19 protein-coding genes and 3 tRNA genes are annotated in these 24227 nt (G+C 48.8%); 12 read left to right on the top strand and 10 right to left on the bottom strand.

All coding sequences use genetic code 11. The features are described 5' to 3' along the window. Positions 1-174: 174 nt before the first annotated feature. The 5 genes from B3Z23_RS12335 to seqA all read right to left on the bottom strand — a co-directional run bounded on the left by B3Z23_RS12335 (position 175) and on the right by seqA (position 5572). Positions 175-918: a type 2 GTP cyclohydrolase I gene (locus B3Z23_RS12335; protein WP_294910409.1), complete on the bottom strand. Its 744-nt coding sequence runs from the start codon at positions 916-918 to the stop codon at positions 175-177. Next, on the bottom strand, positions 911-2365 hold the full coding sequence (gene phrB / locus B3Z23_RS12330; protein ID WP_294910407.1) for a deoxyribodipyrimidine photo-lyase: 1455 nt from the start codon (positions 2363-2365) through the stop codon (positions 911-913). Before phrB ends, B3Z23_RS12335 begins: the two co-directional genes overlap by 8 nt. Further along, positions 2362-3144: a YbgA family protein gene (locus B3Z23_RS12325; protein ID WP_294910404.1), complete on the bottom strand. Its 783-nt coding sequence runs from the start codon at positions 3142-3144 to the stop codon at positions 2362-2364. Before B3Z23_RS12325 ends, phrB begins: the two co-directional genes overlap by 4 nt. Positions 3145-3350: 206 nt before the next feature. After that, on the bottom strand, positions 3351-4991 hold the full coding sequence (gene pgm / locus B3Z23_RS12320; protein WP_294910403.1) for a phosphoglucomutase (alpha-D-glucose-1,6-bisphosphate-dependent): 1641 nt from the start codon (positions 4989-4991) through the stop codon (positions 3351-3353). Positions 4992-5020: 29 nt separating this feature from the next. After that, the gene (gene seqA, locus B3Z23_RS12315; protein WP_294910400.1) at positions 5021-5572 is read right to left on the bottom strand and encodes a replication initiation negative regulator SeqA; all 552 of its coding nucleotides are present in this window, start codon (positions 5570-5572) and stop codon (positions 5021-5023) included. Positions 5573-5812: 240 nt separating this feature from the next. Between seqA and ybfF the strand changes: the two genes are divergently transcribed. From ybfF to fur, 4 genes are all read left to right on the top strand, one after another. Beyond that, positions 5813-6595, top strand: coding sequence for an esterase (gene ybfF / locus B3Z23_RS12310; protein ID WP_294910399.1), 783 nt, complete (start codon positions 5813-5815; stop codon positions 6593-6595). A gap of 146 nt (positions 6596-6741) precedes the next feature. Then, positions 6742-7017 (top strand): LexA regulated protein, encoded by a 276-nt coding sequence (ybfE, locus tag B3Z23_RS12305; RefSeq protein WP_294910396.1) that lies wholly within the window; start codon positions 6742-6744, stop codon positions 7015-7017. Positions 7018-7150: 133 nt separating this feature from the next. Further along, positions 7151-7681: a flavodoxin FldA gene (gene fldA, locus B3Z23_RS12300; RefSeq protein WP_294910394.1), complete on the top strand. Its 531-nt coding sequence runs from the start codon at positions 7151-7153 to the stop codon at positions 7679-7681. Positions 7682-8023: 342 nt separating this feature from the next. Next, positions 8024-8470, top strand: coding sequence for a ferric iron uptake transcriptional regulator (fur, locus tag B3Z23_RS12295; protein ID WP_038019128.1), 447 nt, complete (start codon positions 8024-8026; stop codon positions 8468-8470). A gap of 199 nt (positions 8471-8669) precedes the next feature. On the opposite strand, the gene B3Z23_RS12290 is transcribed toward fur, so the two are convergent. From B3Z23_RS12290 to nagE, 5 genes are all read right to left on the bottom strand, one after another. Then, positions 8670-11378, bottom strand: coding sequence for a beta-N-acetylhexosaminidase (locus tag B3Z23_RS12290; RefSeq protein WP_294910390.1), 2709 nt, complete (start codon positions 11376-11378; stop codon positions 8670-8672). Positions 11379-11408: 30 nt separating this feature from the next. After that, a complete protein-coding gene (chiQ, locus tag B3Z23_RS12285; RefSeq protein ID WP_294910386.1) occupies positions 11409-11609 on the bottom strand; it encodes a ChiQ/YbfN family lipoprotein in 201 nt (66 codons plus the stop codon). Positions 11610-11630: 21 nt separating this feature from the next. Next, positions 11631-13025 (bottom strand): OprD family outer membrane porin, encoded by a 1395-nt coding sequence (locus B3Z23_RS12280; protein ID WP_294910384.1) that lies wholly within the window; start codon positions 13023-13025, stop codon positions 11631-11633. Positions 13026-13350: 325 nt separating this feature from the next. Then, complete coding sequence (gene glnS, locus B3Z23_RS12275) at positions 13351-15018, bottom strand: glutamine--tRNA ligase (RefSeq protein ID WP_294910382.1); 1668 nt, start codon at positions 15016-15018, stop codon at positions 13351-13353. Positions 15019-15170: 152 nt separating this feature from the next. Continuing rightward, positions 15171-17207 carry an N-acetylglucosamine-specific PTS transporter subunit IIBC gene (gene nagE, locus B3Z23_RS12270; protein WP_294910475.1) on the bottom strand — a complete coding sequence of 679 codons (2037 nt, stop codon included), beginning with the start codon at positions 17205-17207 and terminating at the stop codon, positions 15171-15173. Between the two features lie 336 nt (positions 17208-17543). Here nagE and nagB point away from each other — a divergent pair, with 336 nt between their 5' ends. The 8 genes from nagB (at position 17544) to B3Z23_RS12230 (ending at position 24216) form a co-directional block, all read left to right on the top strand. Next, positions 17544-18344: a glucosamine-6-phosphate deaminase gene (gene nagB, locus B3Z23_RS12265; RefSeq protein WP_038019122.1), complete on the top strand. Its 801-nt coding sequence runs from the start codon at positions 17544-17546 to the stop codon at positions 18342-18344. A 71-nt stretch (positions 18345-18415) separates the two neighbouring features. Then, positions 18416-19564, top strand: coding sequence for an N-acetylglucosamine-6-phosphate deacetylase (gene nagA / locus B3Z23_RS12260; protein ID WP_294910378.1), 1149 nt, complete (start codon positions 18416-18418; stop codon positions 19562-19564). A gap of 7 nt (positions 19565-19571) precedes the next feature. Further along, positions 19572-20792 (top strand): DNA-binding transcriptional regulator NagC, encoded by a 1221-nt coding sequence (gene nagC, locus B3Z23_RS12255; RefSeq protein WP_294910375.1) that lies wholly within the window; start codon positions 19572-19574, stop codon positions 20790-20792. Positions 20793-20830: 38 nt separating this feature from the next. Continuing rightward, positions 20831-21583 carry an HAD-IIA family hydrolase gene (locus tag B3Z23_RS12250; RefSeq protein ID WP_038019115.1) on the top strand — a complete coding sequence of 251 codons (753 nt, stop codon included), beginning with the start codon at positions 20831-20833 and terminating at the stop codon, positions 21581-21583. Positions 21584-21942: 359 nt separating this feature from the next. Continuing rightward, on the top strand, positions 21943-23607 hold the full coding sequence (gene asnB, locus B3Z23_RS12245) for an asparagine synthase B (RefSeq protein ID WP_294910371.1): 1665 nt from the start codon (positions 21943-21945) through the stop codon (positions 23605-23607). Positions 23608-23940: 333 nt separating this feature from the next. After that, positions 23941-24022: transfer RNA gene (locus B3Z23_RS12240), tRNA-OTHER, on the top strand. A gap of 6 nt (positions 24023-24028) precedes the next feature. After that, positions 24029-24113: transfer RNA gene (locus B3Z23_RS12235), tRNA-Leu, on the top strand. A 28-nt stretch (positions 24114-24141) separates the two neighbouring features. Then, positions 24142-24216 (top strand) — tRNA-Gln (locus B3Z23_RS12230). Positions 24217-24227: the final 11 nt, after the last annotated feature.

Here is a 24227-nt window from a genome sequence, read left to right as displayed (position 1 = left end):
AATAATTTTAATTAGTGGTCTGATTCACAGCAAATTTTAACCTCCGGAAACAGGCCATCCTTGCCGTTAAAATGCGGGAAAATGTGTTAAAAATGTGGACCGGTGTGGCAAAAGGCGAAGCCGGGGGTCAGCTTCGCCTGTAAGAGTGGCTCTCTCCCCTGGCAGGGCGAAGAATCAGGCAGGATTATCAATATCCACAAAAATCACTTCCAGTCCCTGTGTCTTTGCTAACCATTCACCAAGCGCTTTCACACCGCCACGCTCGGTCGCATGGTGTCCAGCAGCAAAAAAATGCAATCCACGCTCACGTGCAGTATGAATTGTTTTTTCGGAAACTTCTCCGCTGATGAATGCATCCACACCGTAGTCCGCAGCATCATCTATAAAACCCTGGCCTCCGCCGGTACACCAGGCGACTGACCGGATAATCTGTGGTGCATTATCCCCGCAGTGTAACGGGGTACGTCCGAGTTTCTCCTGAATCAGTAAAGCAAGTTCCTCTCCGGTAAGCGGAGTTTCCAGCCGGCCATAAGTCACCAGAGGTATAATTTCCCCTTCCGGAACAATACCCAGAAGTTTCGCCAGTTGAGCATTATTTCCTAATACTGGATGGGCATCCAGTGGCAAATGCCAGCCGTACAGGTTGATGTCATTCAACAGTAATGTTCGTAATCGCTGGCGCTTCATTCCCTTAATTAAAGGAGATTCATTTTTCCAGAAATACCCATGATGGACAATCAGTGCATCAGCCTGTAAACGGACAGCTTCATCCAGTAAAGCCTGGCAGGCAGTCACTCCGGTCACCACTCGTTTGATCTCACTGCGACCTTCAACCTGCATACCATTTGGGGCATAATCACTGAAACTCTGGCTGTTCAGTTGCTGATTAATCAATTGTTCAAGCAGGGTATTATTCATGTTTTTTTTCCTGTACTGATGTTCCACCACGTCGTGCGGCCTCAAATGCCTGCAGAGTAGTCTGCCGTACCTGTCGGTGATCGACAATGGGTAACGGATAATCCAGAGTCACCTGCTGTTTTTTTGCCCAGCGCTGCGGATCATGAATTTCTTTTCCCGGAATCATGGACAACTCAGGGACCCAGCGGCGAATAAAATCTCCCTGCGGGTCAAACCGTTCTCCCTGGAGCTGCGGATTAAAAATCCGAAAGTAAGGAGCAGCGTCTGTCCCTGTTGAAGCAGCCCACTGCCAGCCTCCGTTGTTTGCCGCGAGATCACCGTCCAGTAATTGAGTCATAAAATAGCGTTCACCTTCGCGCCAGTCTGCCAGCAGATCTTTGACCAGAAAACTGGCAACAATCATTCTCAGACGATTATGCATCCAACCGGTCTCCCGCAGTTGTCGCATTCCGGCATCAACAATCGGAAAGCCGGTATTACCCTGCTGCCAGGCCAGCAATCGTTTTTCATCCTGTCGCCATTGGATATGACGCGTCCAGTCAGTAAATGGCTGATGTTGGCACAACCGTGGATAAGCCACCAGCAAATGACGGTAAAACTCACGCCAGAAAAGTTCATTCAACCAGACCGATTCTGGTCCCTCGCTAAGCGCATGCGGGTGGTCGTGAAGAATACGGTACAGACACTGGCGGGCGGATATTTGCCCGGTCGCCAGATAAGGAGACAAGCAACTGGTCGCATCGGATGCCGGAAAATCACGCTCCCTGGCATAATTCAGGATATTGTGCTGGCTGAAAGCACGTAACCGTTGCAATGCTGCACGATGGCCTGGCGGGAATAGCTGACGGTCATAATCACCACTGTGCGGGCTGAGTGACGGGATGGTATCTGCGGTCATATCCTTAGGTAAGGTCCTGGCTGCTGGTGCCGGATAACATTCCGGCAACTCTGCTAACAAAGCCTTACTCAGTGCTTTACTGAACGGGGTGTAAACATTATACATTGTCCCCTTACCGGTCAGAACACTGCCAGGCGGCAGAAGCGTTCCGTCATGAAATCCCTGACAGATAATATGACTCTCAGTTAACACCTCCTCAGCCAGCTGGTCCCTTCGCTGTTCGTTGAGTTCATACTGATAATTATAAAACAGCTGTGTCGCCTGATAGCTGACGCAGATTTCGTTTAGACACCTGACACTATCGGTAAAATCGTCTGCCGTGGCATATAACAAGGGTATCCCGAGGGAAAGCAGTTCCTCACTGAGTAATTGCAGTGCATCTGCTACAAAAGAGAGTTGTCTTCCGGAAACATTATGTTGCTGCCACTGGCCCGGTGTGGCAATAAATAACGCAATAACCCGTGCCTGCGGATCCTGGCAGGCGGCATAAAGTGCCGGGTGGTCATGAAGTCGTAAATCATTTCTCAGCCAGACAAAATGGGTTTTCATGGTATCTCCTGCGGTGTTTCCCTTGGCGGAGAGTCAGGCAACCAGGGGAATAAAAATCGTTGTGAAGCCAGCCAGGGATGAGGATATTCAGCCTGTAAGTCACGCAGTTCATCAATTGCTACCGATAATGACACGACTCCGCGCCGGTATTGATCAATCGTGTCTGCCAGATGCCGACGTCTTTCTCCCGCAATAAAGGGTCTGAAGTAGCCCTGCATATGCATCAGGGCATTGGTATTATCGCGACGATTTGCCGGCAACATCAGTATCTGCATAAGTTTACGACGATACTGTAGTGAGAACTCCTGCAGGCTGCTACAGGCAGTAACTCCGGCGACCAGTGGCCCCAGCTCACGGTATAAAGGCTGAGAATGCGCCAGTAACAACATTTTATAGCGGCTGTGAAACTGGATAAGTTTGTGTGCGGTCAGAGGTTCAGCACACAGGGCATCAAATTCTGCACCGGCGCAGACGGCTGCGATAAAAGAATGCTGCTGATCAGAATCCAGTAATGTATTCTCACTACAGAAAGGTATATCCGTCGGAAATCCAGAGGGTAAAGGGTGTTCTGTGATGATGCCATTGACTGTCAGTGCATGGCCGTCGGCGAATCCCGGAGTAACGTCATTAATTTCCCCACGAATTTCAACTCTGTCGCCCTGTTGGTGCACCGTGACAGGCTGCAGGCAAAATGCGCCAGGAAGTCGTTGTTTGCTTCGTTCTGCAATCAGGTGACTCTGCTCACCGGACAAGACACCAATGATTAGCGGAATACCCATAAACTTGTACCACTTAATATTTTTGTACAGGTTTACAGTATAATCATGCCAGTGAAGAAAGTCCTCTGTTGTACTGTTTTTTACTGAATCCGGCGACAGGTTTCCATCCAAAAGGACCCGTCTTCCCACCAACAGCCTCTGTTTATACAAAACTCAGGCACAAAAAAAGCGCCCATCGGACGCTTTCTTCACAACAGACACAACTGTCAGGTATTTTTCAGAACGTCACTGACGATCTTAACCGCTTCCTGTTCGATTTTTTGGCGATGGTCAGCACCAAGGAAACTTTCACAATAAATTTTGTAAGCATCTTCGGTACCTGAAGGACGGGCGGCAAACCAGCCGTTTTTGGTCATCACTTTTAGCCCCCCAATGGAAGCACCGTTACCCGGAGCTTCGGTCAGGCGCGCAATAATCGGATCACCTGCCAACGTTTCTGCGCTGACCATCTCCGGAGACAGCTTAGACAACACAGCTTTCTGAGCGGAACTGGCCGTCGCCTGAATTCGATTATAGCTTGGAGAACCAAATTTAGCCGCCAGATTGTCGTAATGCTGCTGTGGGTTCAGACCTGTCACTGCGGTAATTTCAGCAGCCAGCAGGCACATGATGATGCCATCTTTATCGGTTGACCATGGCGTGCCGTCAAAACGCAGGAATGAAGCTCCGGCACTCTCTTCACCACCGAAACCCAGGGTGCCATCAAATAACCCATCCACAAACCACTTGAAGCCTACAGGAACTTCCACCAGCTTGCGGCCCAGATCATTCACGACACGGTCAATCATGGCACTGGAAACCAGCGTTTTCCCGACAGCCACATCGGCTGCCCACTGTTGACGATGGCGGAACAGATAATCAATCGCCACCGCAAGGTAATGGTTGGGATTCATCAATCCCGCCGGGGTAACGATACCGTGCCTGTCGTAATCAGGATCGTTGGCAAACGCTAAATCGAATTTGTCACGCAGTGCCAGCAGTCCTGCCATCGCACATTCAGAAGAGCAATCCATCCGGATTGCGCCATCCTTATCCAGGTGCATAAAGCGGAAGGTCTGATCAATGGCATCGTTAACCAGGGTAATATTTAACTGATAGTGCTCAGCGATCCGTGGCCAGTAACCAATGCCGGACCCACCAAGGGGATCAACACCAATCGTCAGATTCGCTTTTTTAATGGCATTAAAGTCAATGATCTCTGCCAAACCTTCGATATAAGGCTGTACCAGATCCTGCTCGCTAATCAAACCACTGTCGTAAGCCTGACTCAGAGTAAAGCGTTTGACCTCACGCAGACCTTCTTTAATCAGTTGATTGGCCCGCACTTCAACCACTTTAGTGACGTTAGTATCAGCAGGCCCGCCATTAGGTGGATTGTATTTAATGCCGCCATCATCCGGTGGGTTATGTGACGGCGTAATCACAATACCATCAGCCTGTGAGCTGTGGTGTTTATTATGTTCAAGGATCGCGTTAGAGATCGAGGGCGTAGGTGTATAGCCATTATCCTGCTGGATAATCACATTCACCCCGTTAGCTGTCAGTACTTCCAGCACCGAAAGGATCGCCGGTTCTGAAAGCGCATGTGTGTCCTTACCGACATAGCAAGGCCCGGTAATACCATTTTTTTTACGTTCTTCGGCAATGGCCTGAGCAATAGCAAGGATATGAGTTTCGTTAAAACTCTGACGGGCTGAGCTGCCACGGTGACCGGAAGTTCCAAACTTAACAGCATGTTCACTGTTATCAACATCCGGTTTCAGCACATAATATTGTGATGCCAGTTGTGCAACATTAATCAGGTCACTCTGCTGAGCGGGTTGCCCTGCTCTTGGGTGATTGGCCATGGCATTTCTCCCTAACGCTTATGTTCGGATTAGATTGTACCGCAAACTTTATCAGCGAGTTCCTGAGGGAACTTCATTGACTGCATAATATGTTCAATCATGCTGCACTTGCGCCCGGTATTAGTATTGGTGATAACCCAATACGGAGTCCCCGGGATATGTTTTGGTTTGGTATGTGTACCATTCTGTAAAAGTGTCTGTTCATCACCCGCAAAATAGACCCGGGTACGCCCCTGCATGGTCGTGGTTGCCAACTGAAATTCCTGTGGTTCCAGCCGGTACAGCGTTGACAGCACCATCATAAACCGGTTAACGGCACGCTTCTGGTCTGCATATTCATCGGATAATAGCAGTTCACGTACAGTGCGAACCCGATCCTGCGGACGAACGTTACTGCGCACAGCAGCCAGTGCAGGTGCATCATCCTTTTCCGCTTCGCCCTTGCCCTGGTCTGAACCAGAAACTAACTGCTCAGAAACTTTCAACATTCTGCGCAGAATATCAGAGGCACTTTCGCCAATATGACGGGTGTGGCTGGCAATATAGCGATAAAGGTCATCGTCTACTTCAATCGTTTTCATCTTTTTCCGTACTGTTATGACTGAGGTAAAAATCCTGTAAACATCAGTATACCGGAAATTTCCGGGGATTCTGTGCGCGGTAATTTACCTGTTGATTATAAAATTAAACTCAAACCCGCCGATAGGGCTGAATAGCGATTCCGCTAAAAGTCAGAAAATGCCCTAAAGATTAGCCGTTGAGTTCCTGAAAGATTAAACCATGATACCCTAAGCAAGCCTTTCCACTGTAAGAACTTTGCCATGATTTTAAACAGCCGTCTGCAAACTGAGCAAATTGATGAAGATTCGTCCCCGGTCCTGCTAATACATGGCCTGTTCGGCAGTCTGGATAATCTGGGGGTATTGGCCCGCAGCCTGAAACCTCTGACCCGGGTATTACAGGTGGATGTCAGAAATCACGGCCACTCTCCCCGCTCCACGGAAATGAATTACTCAGCGATGGCTCAGGATATGGCAGACACCCTCGATCACTACCAACTGGATCAGGTGGATGTGATTGGTCACTCTATGGGGGGAAAAATCGCAATGGCGCTGGCAGCGCTGGCCCCGGACAGAGTACGCCGCCTGATAATGATCGATATTGCTCCGGTAAATTATCCGGTCAGGCGACATGATGATATTTTTACGGCACTACGTATCGTAAGTGATGCCGGTATTACCCGCAGAGAATCTGCGGCAGAATTAATGCGCCCTGTTCTTAATGATGAAATGGTCATTAATTTTCTGCTGAAATCATTCCACCAGGGGGAATGGCTATTTAATATCCCGGTACTCTGGGACAATTATGAAGCCATCACCGGCTGGAAAACCTGTCCTGCCTGGCCTGGCCCGGCCTTATTTATTGCAGGTGGCAACTCACCCTATCTGGATAATCGCTACCGGGCTGAACTGCTGGCACAGTTCCCGCAGGCCAAAGCGCATATTGTCGCCGGCGCCGGGCACTGGGTACATGCAGAAAAACCCCGGGCGGTCATCAGTGCGGTACAACGTTTTCTGTCACTGGCGGCGAAAACTCCGGAGTGAAACTGTATAAGTATTGGCGTCATTCATCGCACTGGAGTATGATTGCGCGCTAAATTTTTATCGTGTGCTTTTAACATGATAACTGTGTTCATTCATCATTTTTCTGCGTGTATCTGATACAACGCAGGTGTTCAGTTTCAAAAATCATGGCAAAAGAAAATACGGATCGTACTACGCTCGATTTGTTCGCCAACGAACGCCGGCCAGGTCGTCCCAAAACCAGTCAGCTCTCGCGGGATGAGCAATTGCGGATAAATAAACGCAATCAGCTAAAACGCGATAAAGTCCGTGGACTACAGCGGGTTGAACTCAAGATGAGCAGTGACATTGTCGATGCTCTGAACTCTCTGGCGGCAGAACAAAACCTGAGTCGAAGTGAACTCATAGAACAAATTATTCTGGCTCAACTGAAACAAGATTAGGTTCGGACAACCGCACTCAGGAGCAAATCTGGCCTGTTTACAAGTTTCTCACACCACACAGGTCTGTTATCATCTGCATATCTGTACTGAAATTACAATTATCTGATCTGAAGATTCAAGAGGTTATACCCACATGGCAATCGTAGGCATCTTTTTTGGCAGCGATACCGGCAACACTGAAAACATCGCAAAAATGATCCAAAAACAATTGGGTAAGGACGTTGCTGAAGTGCACGACATCGCGAAAAGTACCAAAGAAGATTTGGAAGCTTTCGATATTCTGTTGCTGGGTATCCCGACCTGGTACTACGGTGAAGCACAGTGCGACTGGGATGATTTCTTCCCTACCCTGGAAGAAATTGATTTTAACGGCAAGCTGGTCGCTCTGTTCGGTTGTGGTGACCAGGAAGATTATGCGGAATATTTCTGTGATGCTCTCGGCACGATCCGTGACATTATCGAACCAAACGGTGCCGTAATTGTAGGTCACTGGCCAACTGCCGGTTACCATTTTGAAGCCTCCAAGGGCCTGGCGGATGACAGCCACTTCCTGGGGCTGGCTATTGATGAAGACCGCCAGCCGGAGCTTACCAGTCAGCGAGTCAGCCAGTGGGTGAACCAGGTGTCAGACGAGCTGCAACTGAAAGAAATCCTCGACGCTTAATAGGGTTTTTCATCAGAGTTGTGGTACTGTTAACTTCAGCACCTGCGGGAATGACTAAGATGGCCAGTAGCACCCGCATTAATTTCTTCAGCATATAATACAGACACGGACATTTCAGGGGTTCAGGGAACAAAGACTGAAGTTACCTGAGAACAACAAACTGTCTGTTTTTTCTCTGTGACAGTTCCTTGTCCGGTGGGCATTTCTCCGGGAGTGTTTAAGAGCTGTAGTTTCAATTTTGGTGCATCAGTTCTATAATGGATTAAAAAATATAAGGTCATTAACCAAACTTCAGGGCTTCTTGCCAAAGTCATTTTTCAAAAGTAACAGGACACAAACTGCATGACTGACAACAACTCCGCATTGAAGAAGGCTGGTCTGAAAGTGACACTTCCAAGACTGAAAATTCTGGAAGTGCTTCAGGAACCAGAATGCCACCATGTCAGTGCGGAAGACTTGTACAAACGCCTGATCGATATGGGTGAAGAAATTGGTCTGGCCACGGTATACCGTGTGCTTAACCAGTTCGATGACGCGGGAATCGTAACGCGCCATAACTTCGAGGGCGGGAAGTCAGTTTTTGAATTGACTCAACAACAGCATCATGACCATTTGATTTGCCTCGACTGCGGTAAAGTCATTGAGTTTAGTGATGAGTCAATTGAACAACGCCAGCGTGAAATCGCGACACGGTTTGGCATTAAGCTGACGAACCATAGCCTGTATCTGTATGGCCACTGTACCGAAGGCGATTGCCGCGAAGATGAGTCGCTGCATAACGATAAATAATCAGTATTCCTACTGATTATTCAGGAGTTGCTGAGACAGTCTGTCGCCGGTAGCACAATCACCTGATAAACCCGCATCTTTTGCGGGTTTTTTGTTGCCTGCCACCACCGGACGCCCTCTCCCTTCCCTGCTATTCTGCTAATCTCTTCGCCAGGGGTTAGCTCCCTGGCGAAGATAAAAGCATTTAACGCGATTAAGCTCAGTCCGGCTGTTTATTTCCAACGGTCCTGATAACAGTATCTGTCGTTCCGGCCAGAGTCAGCGGCACATTGCGACTGAAACGTTTTCCATCCGGACTAACTGACCTGATCAGTACATCACCTGTCACCATTGGTGCCTGTTGCGGGTTATAACGCAACCACTGTTGCCCACCATCCGTAGAAAATTCGACAGTTGTCCCGGGTAACGAAGTATTCACCCAGAGACGGCCCGAGCGAATTTCTGCCCCCGGCACCGGAATTCTGTAAGCAATACCGCTGGCATCCAGCCGTGCCAACACTGACTGTCCCAGCAGATTGGCAAACCGCTGCCAGTCGTTATCCAGCCGTTGCTGATCGACATAATGCGTTACGCCCTTCTCAAACCGCCTCCCCTGCTGGTAATCGAGTTCCCAGTCGGCTTTATGCCAGGCGCGTTCAGCCACAGAAAATAATCTCGGATATAGCCGGTATTCCATATCCTGATCGGTACGGACCACTTCGCTCCAGATCTGCGCAGACATCCCGTAAGCCCCCGGCCATGGCCCTTCTGAGGTTGCAGCAAATATCTGTCCGTCGCGATCCGTAGAAATTTCGGCATTTTGTGGCAGATTATCCGGGGTAAAACGGAAAATTTTCTGCTCATCGCTATACCTTGTCGCCCAGTAATAACCAGGTTCTACAGCATTCACTTCATAAGGCATATCCAGATACAGATAATCCGGATTAGAAACAATCACACGATAGCCTTTATTTGCCCAGTCATTGACTGAACCGCTCCCTCCCCAGTACAGCGTATCCCAAAAGTTCAGCGCATTTCTCGCCGTGGCGAACTGTTGGTTATCACGGTTTTCTTTCAGCCCATCCTGCCAGGCCTGAATCCCTTCCATACCCTGCTTTTTCGCAATATCACTGATCTGTAAAGCAAACCAGCCAGGCAGTGCATTTAAGCTGGCCACCTGACCGCTTTTCAGCAATGATGCACATTGCGCTGATTTTGCCCATGGCTTATCCTGGCGGCTAAGGTCCCGCTGACCTTTACCTGCTTCGGGGTTTGCAGTATCAGTATACCCCGGCCCCAGATAGATATTTTTGGCTTCGTCGCCACCAAAATGCCAACGAGTCAACGGTTGTCCGGCCTCCTGATGCATACGAACGATTTCAGACATCACCTTATTGGTGAATCTTAAGGTTGAAGGCAGGCAGGGATTCACAAAGCTGGTCCGGTCATAAAATTGTACGGTAGTCACCTGAGAATCATCACCTTCATCCTGTAAACGATATTCCATTGCCTGTAATGATTTTCCTTCTGCCATCAGTTTTTTATATCTTGCCTCCATTGAAATGACTGCTGCTCTGGCATGTGCAGGCATATCAATTTCTGGTATCACCCGAATCTGTCTGGCATTGGCATACTTCACAATGTCGATATAGTCCTGTCGGCTGAAATAGCCGCTGCCGGTAGTCGTATTGTCCGGACCGGAACCCAATTGAGGTAACAGACAACGGGTTTCACTCAAATCATGACAACGCTGACTTCCCACCTGTGTAAGTTCAGGCAATCCCGGGATCTCAATTCGCCATCCCTCATCATCACTGAGATGCAGGTGCAGAACATTAAGTTTGTAGGCCGCCATTTGGTCCAGGGTACGCATGATGGCCGCTTTGGAATGAAAGTTTCTGGCCACATCGATGAAAATTCCGCGGTAGGCAAAACGCGGGGCATCTTCGATACTCATTACCGGAATGAGTGGTTCTCCATCCAGGGGGATCAACTGCAGTAGCGATTGCAGACCATAAAATACTCCCTGCCCGTCATAACCGGTGATCACGGCTTTTTGCGGGGTAATTTCCAGCCGGTAAGCTCCCTGTTTTACCTTTTTCCCCTGAAATGCTGAAGGTTCGATCCTTGTCTGTAACGGATAACCTTGCCCTGATGAGATACCAGCGTTGTTCAGTGCCTGATTTACCGTACGAGCGGTTTCCGGGGGCAACGCTGTCAAATCGGCTATGATGCCCTGTTTCAGGCTGATATCTTTTGTGCCTAAGACCACTTTCAACGGCGTCGGAATAATTTGCCCCCGCAACTGCCGGGGTTCCAGCAAGCGGGTCTGCAGGTTTTGCTGATAACGGTTTTCCGCGGTCATCAGGATATTGGCATCCGTCGGGCTTCTCCGCCACTGACTGACAGGAACCTCAGCAATGTCCTGCATCTTGTCGGTGTCAGTGACCGCTATAACTTTTGGTACCCCTTGGGTCGATGTAACATACCAGCGTGGCAAGACGTCACTTAACGATACCTGCCAGTATTCATTTATCACCGGTAAGCTGACAGATTGCCCGCCGGGGAAACCGGGAAACTTTTCCGTCGGTTCAATTTTATGCAGGTCACCTACCACATGTGTAATTTTAAACTGGTCATTTTCGCTGGCCAGTACCTGTCGGATGCCAGAAAAATAAATCGTCCAGTCCTTATCATTGAGCGTTTTGCCGGGGTTACTCAGCTTGATTGTCGCCCGATAGCAGGATCCCCAGTCACCGCCGAGTGCCGCACAATCCACACCATGGGTGGCGGCAAGATTATCCTGCACAGAGAATTTAACACCAAAGCGGCTGATCTGATCGATTGTTTGCTGAGAGGCATTGGCCGCCGGGCCTGCCAGCAGTGTGCTGGCCAAACATGCCAGCAGATGTTTTCGACTGAATTTCATGACTCATCCTTAATTCACGGTGTGTATTTTTTACTTCTCTCGGATTTCTTCGGTTACCTGATGGCAACTGTCAACAGCATCCTCGTCATCACCACTTTTCAGTGCATTGATACACTTTTGATAATCACGCGGACTGACAGTTTCCTGATTTTCTGCGTCGTCCGCCGGTGAGATCTTTTGCTGGCATGCTGTCAGCCCGGCGAGAATTAAAAAAAACATCAGATATTTCATCGTCATTCCTTAACAAAGAGGTTAGATCAGGCTGAAAGGAACCATCATGATAAATTTAACATCACGCTCATCCTGGAACAGGTTGCCATACCCACCGGCTCCGTCGGGGATATTTGAATGGTTGTTGTAGTGGGTAAAATGCAGTTTAAACAGAGTCCCTTTGGCTCGTCCTTCCTGAACGGTATAAAGCCCGTCCAGGCTCCAGGAAGATTCGCTGATTTTACTTCCCTGACGGTACCAGCGATCAGGTGAGTCATTAACCGATGAGGGTTTTGCACTCCAGCCATACGCGACGGAAGCCCCCACTGCCCAGCCTGGCAGTTGCCAGTTACTCAGGTCATACATCGTACTAAGGAAAATAGCTTTCTCGCCATTAGCATTGAAGTCGGAACGATTGTCCCACCAGATATCCAGCCGGCCATTCGAGGAGGAATAAGTCGGCGTCATACGTTGCAGGAAATAACCCTGGCGCCCTTCGGCTTTGACCGCAGTTGCTTCCAGACGGAGATCCACCTGACCGAGCCGATAGCCCAGAGTCAGAGCCTGTAGCCATGCGGTACCATCATATAACTGGTTTTCTGCCTGCTGGCCGGAATAATTCCGGGAACCATAAAACTGATAACTGCTGTTGAGAGGTGAACCGGCCAGATCAAATGAGTAGCTGGCTTTAGCCAGAAACTGACGGGTATAGTTTTTTGCTTCGCCGTAGGCTGCTTCCAGTATAAGGCCATTTTTAAGGGAGTACTTCGCTCCGAGTGAATGCAACCAGCTTATCCGTGAATTCCGGTCATTCTTATAGAACCCATCCATCTCCAGATGCCAAGGGGATTTATAGCGATTGGCCCACATATAAGAAAATTTCAGATTCCCGGCGGCCGCATAATCATAGTCGGCTTCGGCTTCGGCTCCCTGATAAGTCCCCGGTAATAAACTCCAGTGGGGGGCAAGTAAAGTTTGCCCTTCCGGTTGAATGTAGCCCATACGTAATTTATACGGGCCATATTTTATTTTCGCGGCAGCTTTATACAGACTCAGCCCACTCTTATCCCCACGCCAGTCCTCCGAATAAGCGCGGTTACTGGAAGAGAAGGCTATCTCATTCGGATGACCACTCTCCCCAGCCTCGGTCATTTCTATTGCGGTGAAGGCCGCAAGGTCAATGCCAATCATTCCGGCCGCATAACCTGAAGAAAAATCCAGACTACTGTTCCATGTCCCGTGTGAAAGATTCGTTTTATACTTGCCGTCGGATAAGTCTTTACGTTCCCGATCCCGTTGCCAGTAGTAGATATTCCCGGTCAACTGGCTGTCATCGATAAACCCTGCGGCTTGTACTGGCGGGACAAGGCTGATATCACAGCTAACAGTGAGGAGTGACAGGGTTAATAGCTTAAAATGGCGATTATTGTCAGTCATATCGTGGATCCTTCCCGATAATTCTTGCCTGCTCATGGATGATTTAGCCGCCATCACTCCTGACGGCTGCGATTTGATCAATTATGATAATAAGTTATCAATTTAAGGATATTTTTCGCTACGCGAATTATCAATCTGTTTTTTAGCGGGACCGTGAATATTTGATGCCGTTCACAAAACAACCATAAGATTAATTATCATTAAAATCAATCAGATGCTTTATGATAATTACAGGGAGGATAATGAATTCTTTGAGGATATGGATAATTAATTTATCTTAAAAAAAAACGCCACAATTGTGGCGTTTTTTGGTCAGTCGTCACTATCAGACACCGACTTTCGTCCAGGTATCTCTCAAACCTACGGTGCGGTTAAAGACTAATTTTTCAGGACCTGAATAGACACTGTCTGCGCAAAAATAACCTTCACGCTCAAACTGATAAGAGAAAGATGCTTCCGCATTTTTCAGGCTCTGTTCTGCATATCCCTGACGGATCTGTAAGGAGTCAGGGTTAATCGCTGACAGGAAGTCATCTTCCGCGCCTGGATTCGGCACACTGAACAACCGGTCATACAGACGGAATTCAGCAGGAACGCCCGCAGCCACTGATACCCAATGGATGACACCTTTTACTTTACGACCATCAGCAGGATCTTTGCTTAACGTATCAGGGTCACACTGGCAGTAAATGGCAGTGATATTGCCCTCAGTGTCTTTTTCCGCCCGCAGAGCTTTAATCACATAAGCATTACGCAACCTGACTTCTTTACCGGTGACCAGACGCTTATATTGCTTATTCGCTTCTTCACGAAAATCCGCGCGATCAATCCACACCTCACGGCTGAAGATAACCTCACGGCTCCCCATTTCCGGACGATTCGGATGATTTGGCATAGTCAGGACTTCAGTATGCCCTTCCGGCAGGTTCTCGATAATGACACGAACAGGATCCAACACCGCCATTGCGCGGGGAGCATTTTCGTTCAAATCATCACGAATGCAGGATTCCAGTGAAGCCATCTCAACGATATTGTCCTGCTTAGTTACGCCAATACGGCGACAGAACTCGCGGATAGCAGAAGCAGTATAACCCCGGCGACGAAGACCTGATACGGTCAGCATACGCGGGTCATCCCACCCTTCCACGACTTTATCAGACACCAGCTGAGTCAGTTTTCGTTTTGACATGACCGCATATTCCAGATTAAGCCTGGAAAACTCGTACTGACGCGGATGAACCTCAATAGAGATATTATCCAGCACCCAGTCATACAGGCGACGGTTATCCTGGAATTCCAGCGTACAGAGTGAATGGGTAATCCCTTCCAGCGCATCCGAAATACAGTGGGTGAAGTCATACATCGGGTAGATGCACCATGCATTTCCGGTCTGATGATGCTCTGCAAACTTAATCCGGTACAGTACCGGGTCGCGCATCACCATAAAGCTTGAGGCCATATCGATTTTGGCGCGCAGACAGGCAGTACCTTCAGCAAAACCACCATTACGCATTTTTTCGAACAGCGCCAGATTCTCTTCCGGCGAACGATCACGGTAAGGGCTGTTTTTACCCGGAGAGGTCAGTGAACCGCGATACTCACGAATCTGATCTGGAGAAAGTTCATCAACATAAGCCAGTCCCTTCTGAATCAGTTCTGTCGCATAGTGATATAACTGATCAAAATAGTCTGAAGAATAATGAATCTGACCGTTCCACTGATAGCCCAGCCACTGCACATCACGTTTAATAGACTCCACAAACTCCACGTCTTCTTTAACGGGGTTAGTATCATCGAAACGCAAATTACATTGCCCCTGGTAGTCCTCTGCAATGCCAAAGTTCAGACAAATGGATTTTGCGTGACCAATATGCAGATAGCCATTGGGCTCGGGTGGAAAACGTGTATGCACAGTGTTGTGCTTACCGCTCGCCAAATCTTCGTCAATTATCTGACGAATAAAGTTAGTTGGGCGGGCTTCAGCCTCACTCATCTCAATTTCCTCAGTACGTAGATCAGGGTACTCTACCCATAACAGTTAACGGATATGATCCACAAAGCGACACCGGGAAACAACCGTTTGTTGATAAACAAAGATAAAAAAAGGCAGGAATTGCTTCCTGCCTGATAACCCCTGAGGCTAAATCAGCCTTTTATTTCATAAATGGCTGTTTCACCAGCAACTACCTGACTACCTGCCAGCATTTTCAGCCCGCTGTAATCTTCGATATTGCTGACCACCACCGGACTCACCATGGATTTCGCATGAGTGTTCAGATAGTCCAGATCCATTTCCAGTACCGGCTGGCCGGTGACCACATTATCACCTTCATTAATCAGGCAGGTGAAACCTTGTCCCTGTAGCGATACCGTATCCAGCCCCATATGCACAATCACTTCAACCCCTTCATCCGATATCAGACAAAATGCATGATGGGTCTCAAAAATTTTAACGACGGTACCATTCAGAGGTGCCACTACTGTCCCGCTGCTGGGTTTGATGGCCAGCCCGTCACCGACAGCTTTAGAGGCAAAAGCTTCGTCCGGTACTTCTTCCAGAGCAACGACCTCTCCACTGACCGGGGCCACCAGCGTGGCCACTACCGGCAACGTAGCATTACGTACCGCCTGGACCGGTGGGGTCGCTTTCTGGCTGCTTTCCTGAATGACTGCCTCACCGGCTGCTGCCACCGGACCTTTACTCAATACCGTTTTCATTGCTCTGGCAATGCTTTCAGCCTGGGTACCCACCACAATCTGCACGCTTTGCTTATTCAACCGAATGACACCCGCTGCCCCCAGTTTTTTAGCCTGGGCATCATTCACCTGATCAGCATCCGCTACATTCAGACGTAACCTTGTAATACAGGCATCGATATTGGTCAGATTGTCAGAACCGCCGATCGCACCGATATAGCGGCGCGCCAGGGCTTCAGTGTCGGAATCATTGCTGACAGAATGGTCAACATCTTCATCATAACCGTCAGCCTCATCGCCACTCACCGCCAGTTCCCGGCCGGGTGTTTTCAAATCAAATTTGATGATGGTGTAACGGAATACCACATAGTAGATAACGAAGAACACCAGCCCCTGGGGTATCAGCATATACCAGTGGGTCGCCAGCGGGTTACGGGTTGAAAGTGCCAGATCGACTAATCCAGCGCTAAAACCAAATCCGGCAATCCAGTGCATCGACGCAGCAATAAACACCGAAATTCCGGTCAGTACCGCGTGGATCACATACAACACCGGCGCCACAAACATAAAGGAAAATTCCAGCGGCTCCGTGATACCGGTGAAAAATGCGGCAAAGGCAGCCGCCAGCATGATACTGCCTACTTTTGCCCGGTTCTCAGGGCGGGCACATTGCCAGATGGCCAGCGCAGCTCCCGGCAGACCAAACATCATTATCGGGAAGAAACCAGCCTGATAACGACCGGTGATGCCAACAATCCCTGTACCATTAGCAATGGATTCAGCGCCCCCGAGGAATTTGGGAATATCATTAATCCCCGCAACATCAAACCAGAACACAGAGTTCAGGGCATGATGTAATCCGACAGGAATCAACAGGCGATTAAAGAAAGCATAAATACCGGCCCCTGCTGCGCCCATTTTCTGGATATGTTCACCGAATGACACCAGACCACCAAAGATCACCGGCCAGACGTACATCAGAATAAACGCGACCAGGATCATCAGAAAAGAAACGAGGATCGGGACCAACCGGCGTCCACTAAAAAACGACAGTGCCTTCGGCAGTTCGACATGGCTAAAGCGGTTATAGACCTCCGCCGATAGAATACCCACCAGAATACCGACAAACTGATTATTAATTTTGCCAAATGCGGCTGGCACCTGCTCGACGGGTATTTTCTGAATCATGGCGACTGCGGCGGGTGAACAAAGTGTGGTCACCACCAGAAATCCGACAAATCCGGTCAATGCCGCCGAACCATCTTTATCTTTTGATAAGCCGTAAGCGACACCAATAGCAAACAGCACCGACATATTATCAATGATGGCCGAGCCGGATTTAATCAGCAGAGCCGCTAATGCATTGCCGGCTCCCCAGGCCTCCGGGTCCAGCCAGTAGCCTACCCCCATCAGGATGGCGGCGGCGGGCAATGTTGCTACCGGCACCATCAGCGCACGCCCGACCTTTTGTAAATAACCAAGTATTTTCACCAAATTCCCCCTTAACACAGGTCCTTAAACGCATATGCCTGCTGAACTTCATCTCATCAGACGTTCAGACAGTGCCAGCATGTAAACTCTGTGATTGAGTGTATGTAGTTTTTAATTCGCTTCGCAAATTAATTCCCATTTTATCGTGACCAGGATCAACAAAAACCACTTTGCAATATGGATGCCACTAGCAATAAATCACCACTTATTTTATGATTTTAATTATCGATACAGCATCCGGATCACGGTGCTATTGTGTCTGATGTTAAGCCACCGGCCACCGGCACAACCTCACCGTTTACCGATTTACACAATAAATTGAGGTAATGTATGAGACTTATCCCGCTGGAAAGCTCTGCCAGTGTTGCACGCTGGGCAGCCAGACATATCACGCAACGTATTAACGCTTTTCGCCCAACGGCTGACCGTCCTTTCGTTCTTGGTCTTCCGACCGGCAGCACACCTCAGCAAACGTACAAATTCCTGATCGAAATGCACCAAAATGGTGAGGTCAGCTTCAAACATGTCGTCACCTTTAATATGGACGAATATGTCGGGTTACCGGTCGACCATCCGGAAAGCTATCATACCTTTATGTACCAGAATTTTTTTAATCATATTGATATTCCCGCTGAAAACATTAATTTACTGGATGGCACTGCGGCAGATGTCGATGCAGAGTGCCGTCGTTATGAAGATAAAATTCGCCAGTACGGCAAAATTCATCTGTTTATGGGGGGCGTGGGTAACGACGGGCACATTGCCTTTAATGAACCGGCTTCCTCTCTGGCATCGAGAACACGAATTAAAACACTGACCCATGAAACCCGGGTGGCAAATTCCCGCTTCTTTGGGGGAGATGTCAGCCTGGTGCCTAAACATGCTCTGACCGTCGGTGTCGGTACCCTGCTCGAAGCCGAAGAAGTGATGATTCTGGTCAATGGTCAGGTAAAAGCCCAGGCTCTGCAGGCTGCCGTTGAAGGGAATGTTAACCACATGTGGACCATAAGTTGTCTGCAACTTCATGCGAAATCGATTATCGTCTGCGATGAACCTGCCACTCAGGAACTCAAGGTCAAAACAGTGAAGTACTTCCGTGAGATGGAAGCCGACAATATTAAAGATATTTAACTCAGTAAGTAATGCAGATAACTAATGCCTGCCGGTGAAAACAGGTATTGGTTATCTCGTGGAGAAATCGAATGTACGCTTTAGTTAATGGCCGTATTTATACCGGATACCAGGTGCTTGATGATCATGCGGTAGTGATCAATAACGGACTGATTGAACGGCTTTGCCCCGTCAGCGAGTTACCGGAAAATACCCGTCGCTGTGATGTCGCCGGGGCCATTATTTCTCCCGGCTTTATTGATCTGCAACTGAACGGTTGTGGAGGCGTACAGTTTAATGATGACCTGTCAGCACTGAGCGTCGAAACTCTGGAGATCATGCAGCGTGCTAACGAAAAGTCCGGCTGTACCAGTTTTCTGCCAACGCTCATCACCAGTACGGACGAAATGATCCATAAAGCAGTCGCCGCCATGCAGCAATGGCTGACACAGCGTAAGCATCAGGCTCTGGGGCTGCACATAGAAGGTCCGTGGTTGAATAAAGCCAAAAAAGGGACTCATAACCCGGATCTGATTCGTCCCTGTTCACCTGAGCTATTGAAATTTCTCTGTGATAACGCCGATGCCGTTTGCCAGATTACGCTGGCCCCCGAAAATGTCAGCGCTCAGGATATTAGTGCACTATGCGAAGCGGGTATCGTGGTCTCAGCCGGACATTCTAATGCAACCTACGCCGAAGCGATGGCCGGATTTGATGCCGGAATTACCAGTGCCACCCATCTGTATAACGCGATGAGCGCAGCCTCCGGGCGTGAACCCGGACTGGCAGGGGCTATATTTGATGCCCCACAGGTCTATTGTGGAGTGATTGCTGACGGCCTGCATGTCCACTATGCAAATATTCGAAATGCTAAACATTTAAAACGCGATAAGTTGATCCTCGTCACAGATGCGACCGCTCCGGCAGGTGCTGACATAGAACAGTTCATTTTTGCCGGTAAAACAATATACTATCGTGACGGCTTGTGTGTGGATGAAAACGGTACGCTGAGTGGTTCTTCTCTGACCATGATTGAGGCAGTACGTAACAGTGTTGAACATCTCGGTATTTCTCTGGAAGAGACACTGAGAATGGCAACCCTGTATCCTGCCCGTGCCATGGGTGTAGAAAAACAGCTGGGAACCATTCAGCAAGGTAAAGTGGCTAACCTGACTGTATTTTCACGTGAGTTTAAAATATTAAAAACCATCGTTAACGGTAACGAGGTTTTCAGCGGGTAAGTATTTAATGGGCACTGGCAGACAGACGCAAATTGGCAATATTGATCTTGTAAAACAGTTAAACAGCGCAGCAGTCTATCGGCTGATTGATCAGGAGGGACCCATATCCCGTATCCAGATTGCAGAGATAAGCCAGCTTGCTCCCGCCAGTGTCACTAAAATAACCCGTCAGCTGATTGAGCGTGGTCTGATTAAAGAAGTTGATCAGCAAGCCTCCACCGGTGGACGCAGAGCCATTTCCATTATCACCGAAAGTCGCGGTTTTCATACGATTGCCGTACGACTGGGACGCCAGGATGCGACCCTGGCCTTGTTTGATCTTGGTGGTCAGTTACTTACTGAGCAGCACTACCCCATTGTTCAGACCGATCAACAGGCGGTTGAACAGGCATTGTTTGCCGCGATTGAGGCATTTATCACTCAGCAGCGACCTCTGCTGGATGAACTGATCGCTATTTCGGTTATTCTGCCAGGCCTGGTCGACCCGGTTCAGGGGATTGTACGTTTCATGCCGCATATTGGTAAAACCCACTGGCCTCTGGTCGATAATCTTACCGCCCGATTTAATACCGCCAGTTTTGTCGGCCACGATATCCGAAGCCTGGCACTGGCTGAACACTATTTTGGTGCCACCCGGGATTGTGCAGACTCTCTGTTGGTTCGGATTCATCGTGGAACCGGTGCCGGTATCATCGTCAATGGTAATATTTTCCTGGGCACCAATGGGAATGTTGGAGAAATCGGGCATATTCAGGTCGATCCACTGGGGGAGCGCTGCTACTGCGGCAATTTTGGCTGCCTGGAAACTATCGCCTCGAATAATGCTATTCTGCAGAAGGCGAAAGCGCTGGTCGCACAGGGATATCCCGGCAAACTGAACGAGTCTACGATGACCATTTCAGACATCTGTCAGGCTGCAAACCAGGGGGATCCCCTGGCTCAGGGATTAATTAAAGAAGTCGGCACTCATCTTGGCAAGGCGTTAGCCATCGCCATTAACATGTTTAATCCTCAAAAAGTTGTACTGGCCGGTGAATTAACCGAGGCTGAATCCATCCTGTTCCCGGTAATCCAGCGTTGTATTGATACCCAGGCACTGTGCGATTTTCGTCAGAATCTGCCGGTCGTCCGTTCGCAACTGGATAACCGCTCCGCCATCGGTGCTTTTGCCCTGGCTAAGCGAGCAATGCTTAATGGTGTTCTGCTCCAGCATTTACTCGAAGAATAATCTCTCAATTTTGTACTGCTACTTCCGGACGATAACTGATGACGCTTAAAAATGTGATTTGCGATATTGATGGTGTGTTAATGCATGACAACACCGCCGTCAAAGGCGCAAAAGAGTTTTTACATGGATTACTGGAGAAAGAGATTCCGTTGGTAGTTCTCACCAACTACCCTTCCCAGACAGAACAGGACCTGGCGAATCGTTTCGCCTCAGCCGGAATAAACCTGCCAGAGTCAGTATTTTATACTTCTGCTATGGCGACTGCCGATTTCATGCAACGGCAACAAGGGAAAAAAGCCTATGTGATTGGCGAGGGCGCGCTGATCCATGAGCTGTATAAAGCCGGTTTTACCATTACCGATATCAATCCCGATTTTGTGATCGTTGGTGAAACGCGCTCTTTCAACTGGGAAATGATGCACAAAGCCGCATTTTTTATTGCCGGTGGTGCCCGGTTTATTGCCACTAATCCCGATTCTCATGGCCGGGGATATGTGCCGGCCTGTGGTGCATTGTGTGCAGGTATTGAACGAATTTCCGGACGTAGTCCCTTTGTGGTGGGCAAACCCAGCCCATATATTATGCGGGCTGCACTGAATAAAATGCATGCTCACTCAGAAGACACTGTCATTATTGGCGATAATCTGCGTACCGATATTCTGGCCGGATTCCAGGCCGGACTCAAAACTATTCTGGTGTTATCGGGTGTTTCTCAGGCGGCAGATGTCAACGATATGCCGTTCCGCCCGGACTGGATTTTCCCGTCAGTTGCCGATATTGATCTTTTCTGATCATAACTTTTACTGATAACCGGTGGCCCGCCAATCGCAGTCAGCGATTGTGCCACCAGTTTGTCAGACCTAAACCTGTCTTGTATTCACCGGTTTCCTCTTCTGCTACCTGTCATCCTGCAGATTAAAAAACAACCACAAAGACGTTTTTATTAAATTTCATTCAAAAAACCAGCCAAAAAAATGAATGAAAATCAAAATTTATTGCTGACCTACGATTATTTTCAATTTCCAGGCTAAATATCTTGCAATGGTTGGGTGAAATAGCGCATTTTCTTATACATCGCGCCCGGACAGGCAGCTATAAATCACGATTTTTGTATCAACAATATTACCGTATGTGAACTCAGGAGTAGATTATGTGTTCGATTTTTGGGGTTCTGGATCTGAAAACTGATCCCGTTGAATTGCGTAAAAAAGCGCTGGAACTTTCCCGTCTGATGCGCCATCGTGGCCCTGACTGGTCAGGTATTTATGCCGATGATAAGGCAATTCTGGCACATGAACGCTTATCAATTGTTGACGTCAATAACGGAGCGCAGCCACTGTACAATGCTGCCGGAACTCATGTTCTGGCCGTTAACGGTGAAATCTACAACCACCGTGCATTACGCGCAGAGCTGGGTGACCGTTATCAGTTCCAGACCGATTCTGACTGTGAAGTGATTCTGGCGCTGTACCAGGAAAAAGGCATCGATTTCCTTGATGATCTGCAGGGGATGTTTGCTTTTATCCTGTACGACAAAGAGAAAAACAGCTGGCTGATTGGCCGTGACCATATCGGCATTATTCCTCTGTACATTGGCTATGATGAGCACGGCAACCTGTTTGCAGCCTCTGAAATGAAAGCGCTGGTTCCGGTATGTCGTACTATCAGTGAGTTCCCTCCGGGAAGCTATATGTCCAGCACCGATGGAGAAATTCACCAGTACTATCAGCGTGACTGGATGGAATATGAAAATGTCGCGCATAACAAAACCGATGCAGCAGCACTCAAAGAAGCACTGGAAGAATCGGTGAAAAGCCACCTGATGTCTGATGTTCCTTATGGTGTTTTGCTGTCAGGCGGCCTGGATTCATCGATCATTTCCGCAGTGACCAAACGTTTTGCGGCTAAGCGTATTGAAGATCAGGATAAAAGTGATGCCTGGTGGCCGCAGCTGCACTCATTTGCGGTTGGCCTGAAAGGCGCACCGGACCTGAAAGCAGCTAAAGAAGTCGCGGATTCGCTCGGTACAGTACACCATGAAATACACTTTACCGAACAGGAAGGTCTGGATGCGATCCGTGATGTTATCTATCACATTGAGACTTACGATGTCACGACTATCCGCGCATCGACTCCGATGTATCTGATGTCACGTAAGATCAAAGCGATGGGTATCAAGATGGTCCTGTCGGGCGAAGGGGCTGATGAGGTGTTTGGCGGTTATCTGTATTTCCATAAAGCGCCAAACGCTAAAGAGTTTCATGAAGAAAACGTGCGCAAACTGGCGGCACTGCACATGTACGATTGTGCCAGAGCAAACAAAGCCATGTCTGCCTGGGGCGTTGAAGCACGAGTCCCGTTCCTGGATAAGAACTTCCTGGATGTGGCAATGCGTATCAACCCTGAAGATAAGATGTGTGGCAGCAATGGCAAGATGGAAAAACACATTCTGCGCGAATGCTTCTCCTCTTATCTGCCGCACAATGTTGCCTGGCGCCAGAAAGAGCAATTCTCTGACGGCGTGGGTTACAGCTGGATTGATACCCTGAAAGAAGTCGCGGCAAAACAGGTCACTGATCAGCAACTGGAGATGGCACACTTCCGTTTCCCGTACAATACGCCAACCTCTAAGGAAGCGTTCCTGTACCGTGAAATCTTTGAAGAATTGTTCCCTGTCGCCAGCGCCGCAGAATGTGTCCCGGGCGGCCCGTCGGTGGCTTGTTCTTCCGCTAAAGCGATTGAATGGGACGAAGCGTTCAAAACCATGGACGACCCTTCAGGTCGTGCGGTAGGCGTCCACCAGTCCGCTTACTGAGCTTTATAAACTGTTTCACTCTAAGGCCGCGCTCGTCGCGGCCTTTTTTTTCAGGTGTTATATCGGTTTACCGGCCTCTTTTAGTTCAGTTTTCCCTCTGGCTTTCATCCGCAACGCATTGAATACCTTTTACTCCTGTCACGCATTGTCGACACCAATAACCCGCCCCGGAGTAAAGTTGTCGCATAAAGCGATTAACAATTCGCCATAATGGTTATTCACCAGTCAAACAAACCCATTCTGGCAAAAAACGTCAAAAAATTTGTTGACGATCATGGGTCAACTCCGCATAATGCGCCCCGCAACGCCGATGAAGGTAACGCATAAAAACATGGCTACGTAGCTCAGTTGGTTAGAGCACATCACTCATANNATAATGATGGGGTCACAGGTTCGAATCCCGTCGTAGCCACCAGTTTTTGCGGGAGTGGCGAAATTGGTAGACGCACCAGATTTAGGTTCTGGCGCCGCAAGGTGTGCGAGTTCAAGTCTCGCCTCCCGCACCATTTTACGTTATCTTCAGAGTTTAGCAGGTGGGATATCGCCAAGCGGTAAGGCACCGGTTTTTGATACCGGCATTCCCTGGTTCGAATCCAGGTATCCCAGCCAAATTTGATGTG

Source organism: Tatumella sp. UBA2305 (assembly GCF_002345795.1).
In the GTDB taxonomy this organism is placed as follows: Bacteria; Pseudomonadota; Gammaproteobacteria; order Enterobacterales; family Enterobacteriaceae; genus Tatumella; species Tatumella morbirosei.
This window is presented reverse-complemented; position numbering and strand designations above follow the sequence as displayed.

Bases quoted from the DNA above. Each gene is read 5' to 3' on its own strand.
- phrB (WP_294910407.1), bottom strand. From the start codon at position 2,365: ATGAAAACCCATTTTGTCTGGCTGAGAAATGATTTACGACTTCATGAC.
- B3Z23_RS12325 (WP_294910404.1), bottom strand. From the start codon at position 3,144: ATGGGTATTCCGCTAATCATTGGTGTCTTGTCCGGTGAGCAGAGTCAC.
- nagC (WP_294910375.1), top strand. From the start codon at position 19,572: ATGGGCACTGGCAGACAGACGCAAATTGGCAATATTGATCTTGTAAAA.
- fldA (WP_294910394.1), top strand. From the start codon at position 7,151: ATGGCAATCGTAGGCATCTTTTTTGGCAGCGATACCGGCAACACTGAA.
- seqA (WP_294910400.1), bottom strand. From the start codon at position 5,572: ATGAAAACGATTGAAGTAGACGATGACCTTTATCGCTATATTGCCAGC.
- B3Z23_RS12290 (WP_294910390.1), bottom strand. From the start codon at position 11,378: ATGAAATTCAGTCGAAAACATCTGCTGGCATGTTTGGCCAGCACACTG.
- ybfF (WP_294910399.1), top strand. From the start codon at position 5,813: ATGATTTTAAACAGCCGTCTGCAAACTGAGCAAATTGATGAAGATTCG.
- nagA (WP_294910378.1), top strand. From the start codon at position 18,416: ATGTACGCTTTAGTTAATGGCCGTATTTATACCGGATACCAGGTGCTT.
- B3Z23_RS12250 (WP_038019115.1), top strand. From the start codon at position 20,831: ATGACGCTTAAAAATGTGATTTGCGATATTGATGGTGTGTTAATGCAT.
- B3Z23_RS12280 (WP_294910384.1), bottom strand. From the start codon at position 13,025: ATGACTGACAATAATCGCCATTTTAAGCTATTAACCCTGTCACTCCTC.
- ybfE (WP_294910396.1), top strand. From the start codon at position 6,742: ATGGCAAAAGAAAATACGGATCGTACTACGCTCGATTTGTTCGCCAAC.
- asnB (WP_294910371.1), top strand. From the start codon at position 21,943: ATGTGTTCGATTTTTGGGGTTCTGGATCTGAAAACTGATCCCGTTGAA.
- B3Z23_RS12335 (WP_294910409.1), bottom strand. From the start codon at position 918: ATGAATAATACCCTGCTTGAACAATTGATTAATCAGCAACTGAACAGC.
- chiQ (WP_294910386.1), bottom strand. From the start codon at position 11,609: ATGAAATATCTGATGTTTTTTTTAATTCTCGCCGGGCTGACAGCATGC.
- fur (WP_038019128.1), top strand. From the start codon at position 8,024: ATGACTGACAACAACTCCGCATTGAAGAAGGCTGGTCTGAAAGTGACA.
- pgm (WP_294910403.1), bottom strand. From the start codon at position 4,991: ATGGCCAATCACCCAAGAGCAGGGCAACCCGCTCAGCAGAGTGACCTG.
- nagB (WP_038019122.1), top strand. From the start codon at position 17,544: ATGAGACTTATCCCGCTGGAAAGCTCTGCCAGTGTTGCACGCTGGGCA.
- glnS (WP_294910382.1), bottom strand. From the start codon at position 15,018: ATGAGTGAGGCTGAAGCCCGCCCAACTAACTTTATTCGTCAGATAATT.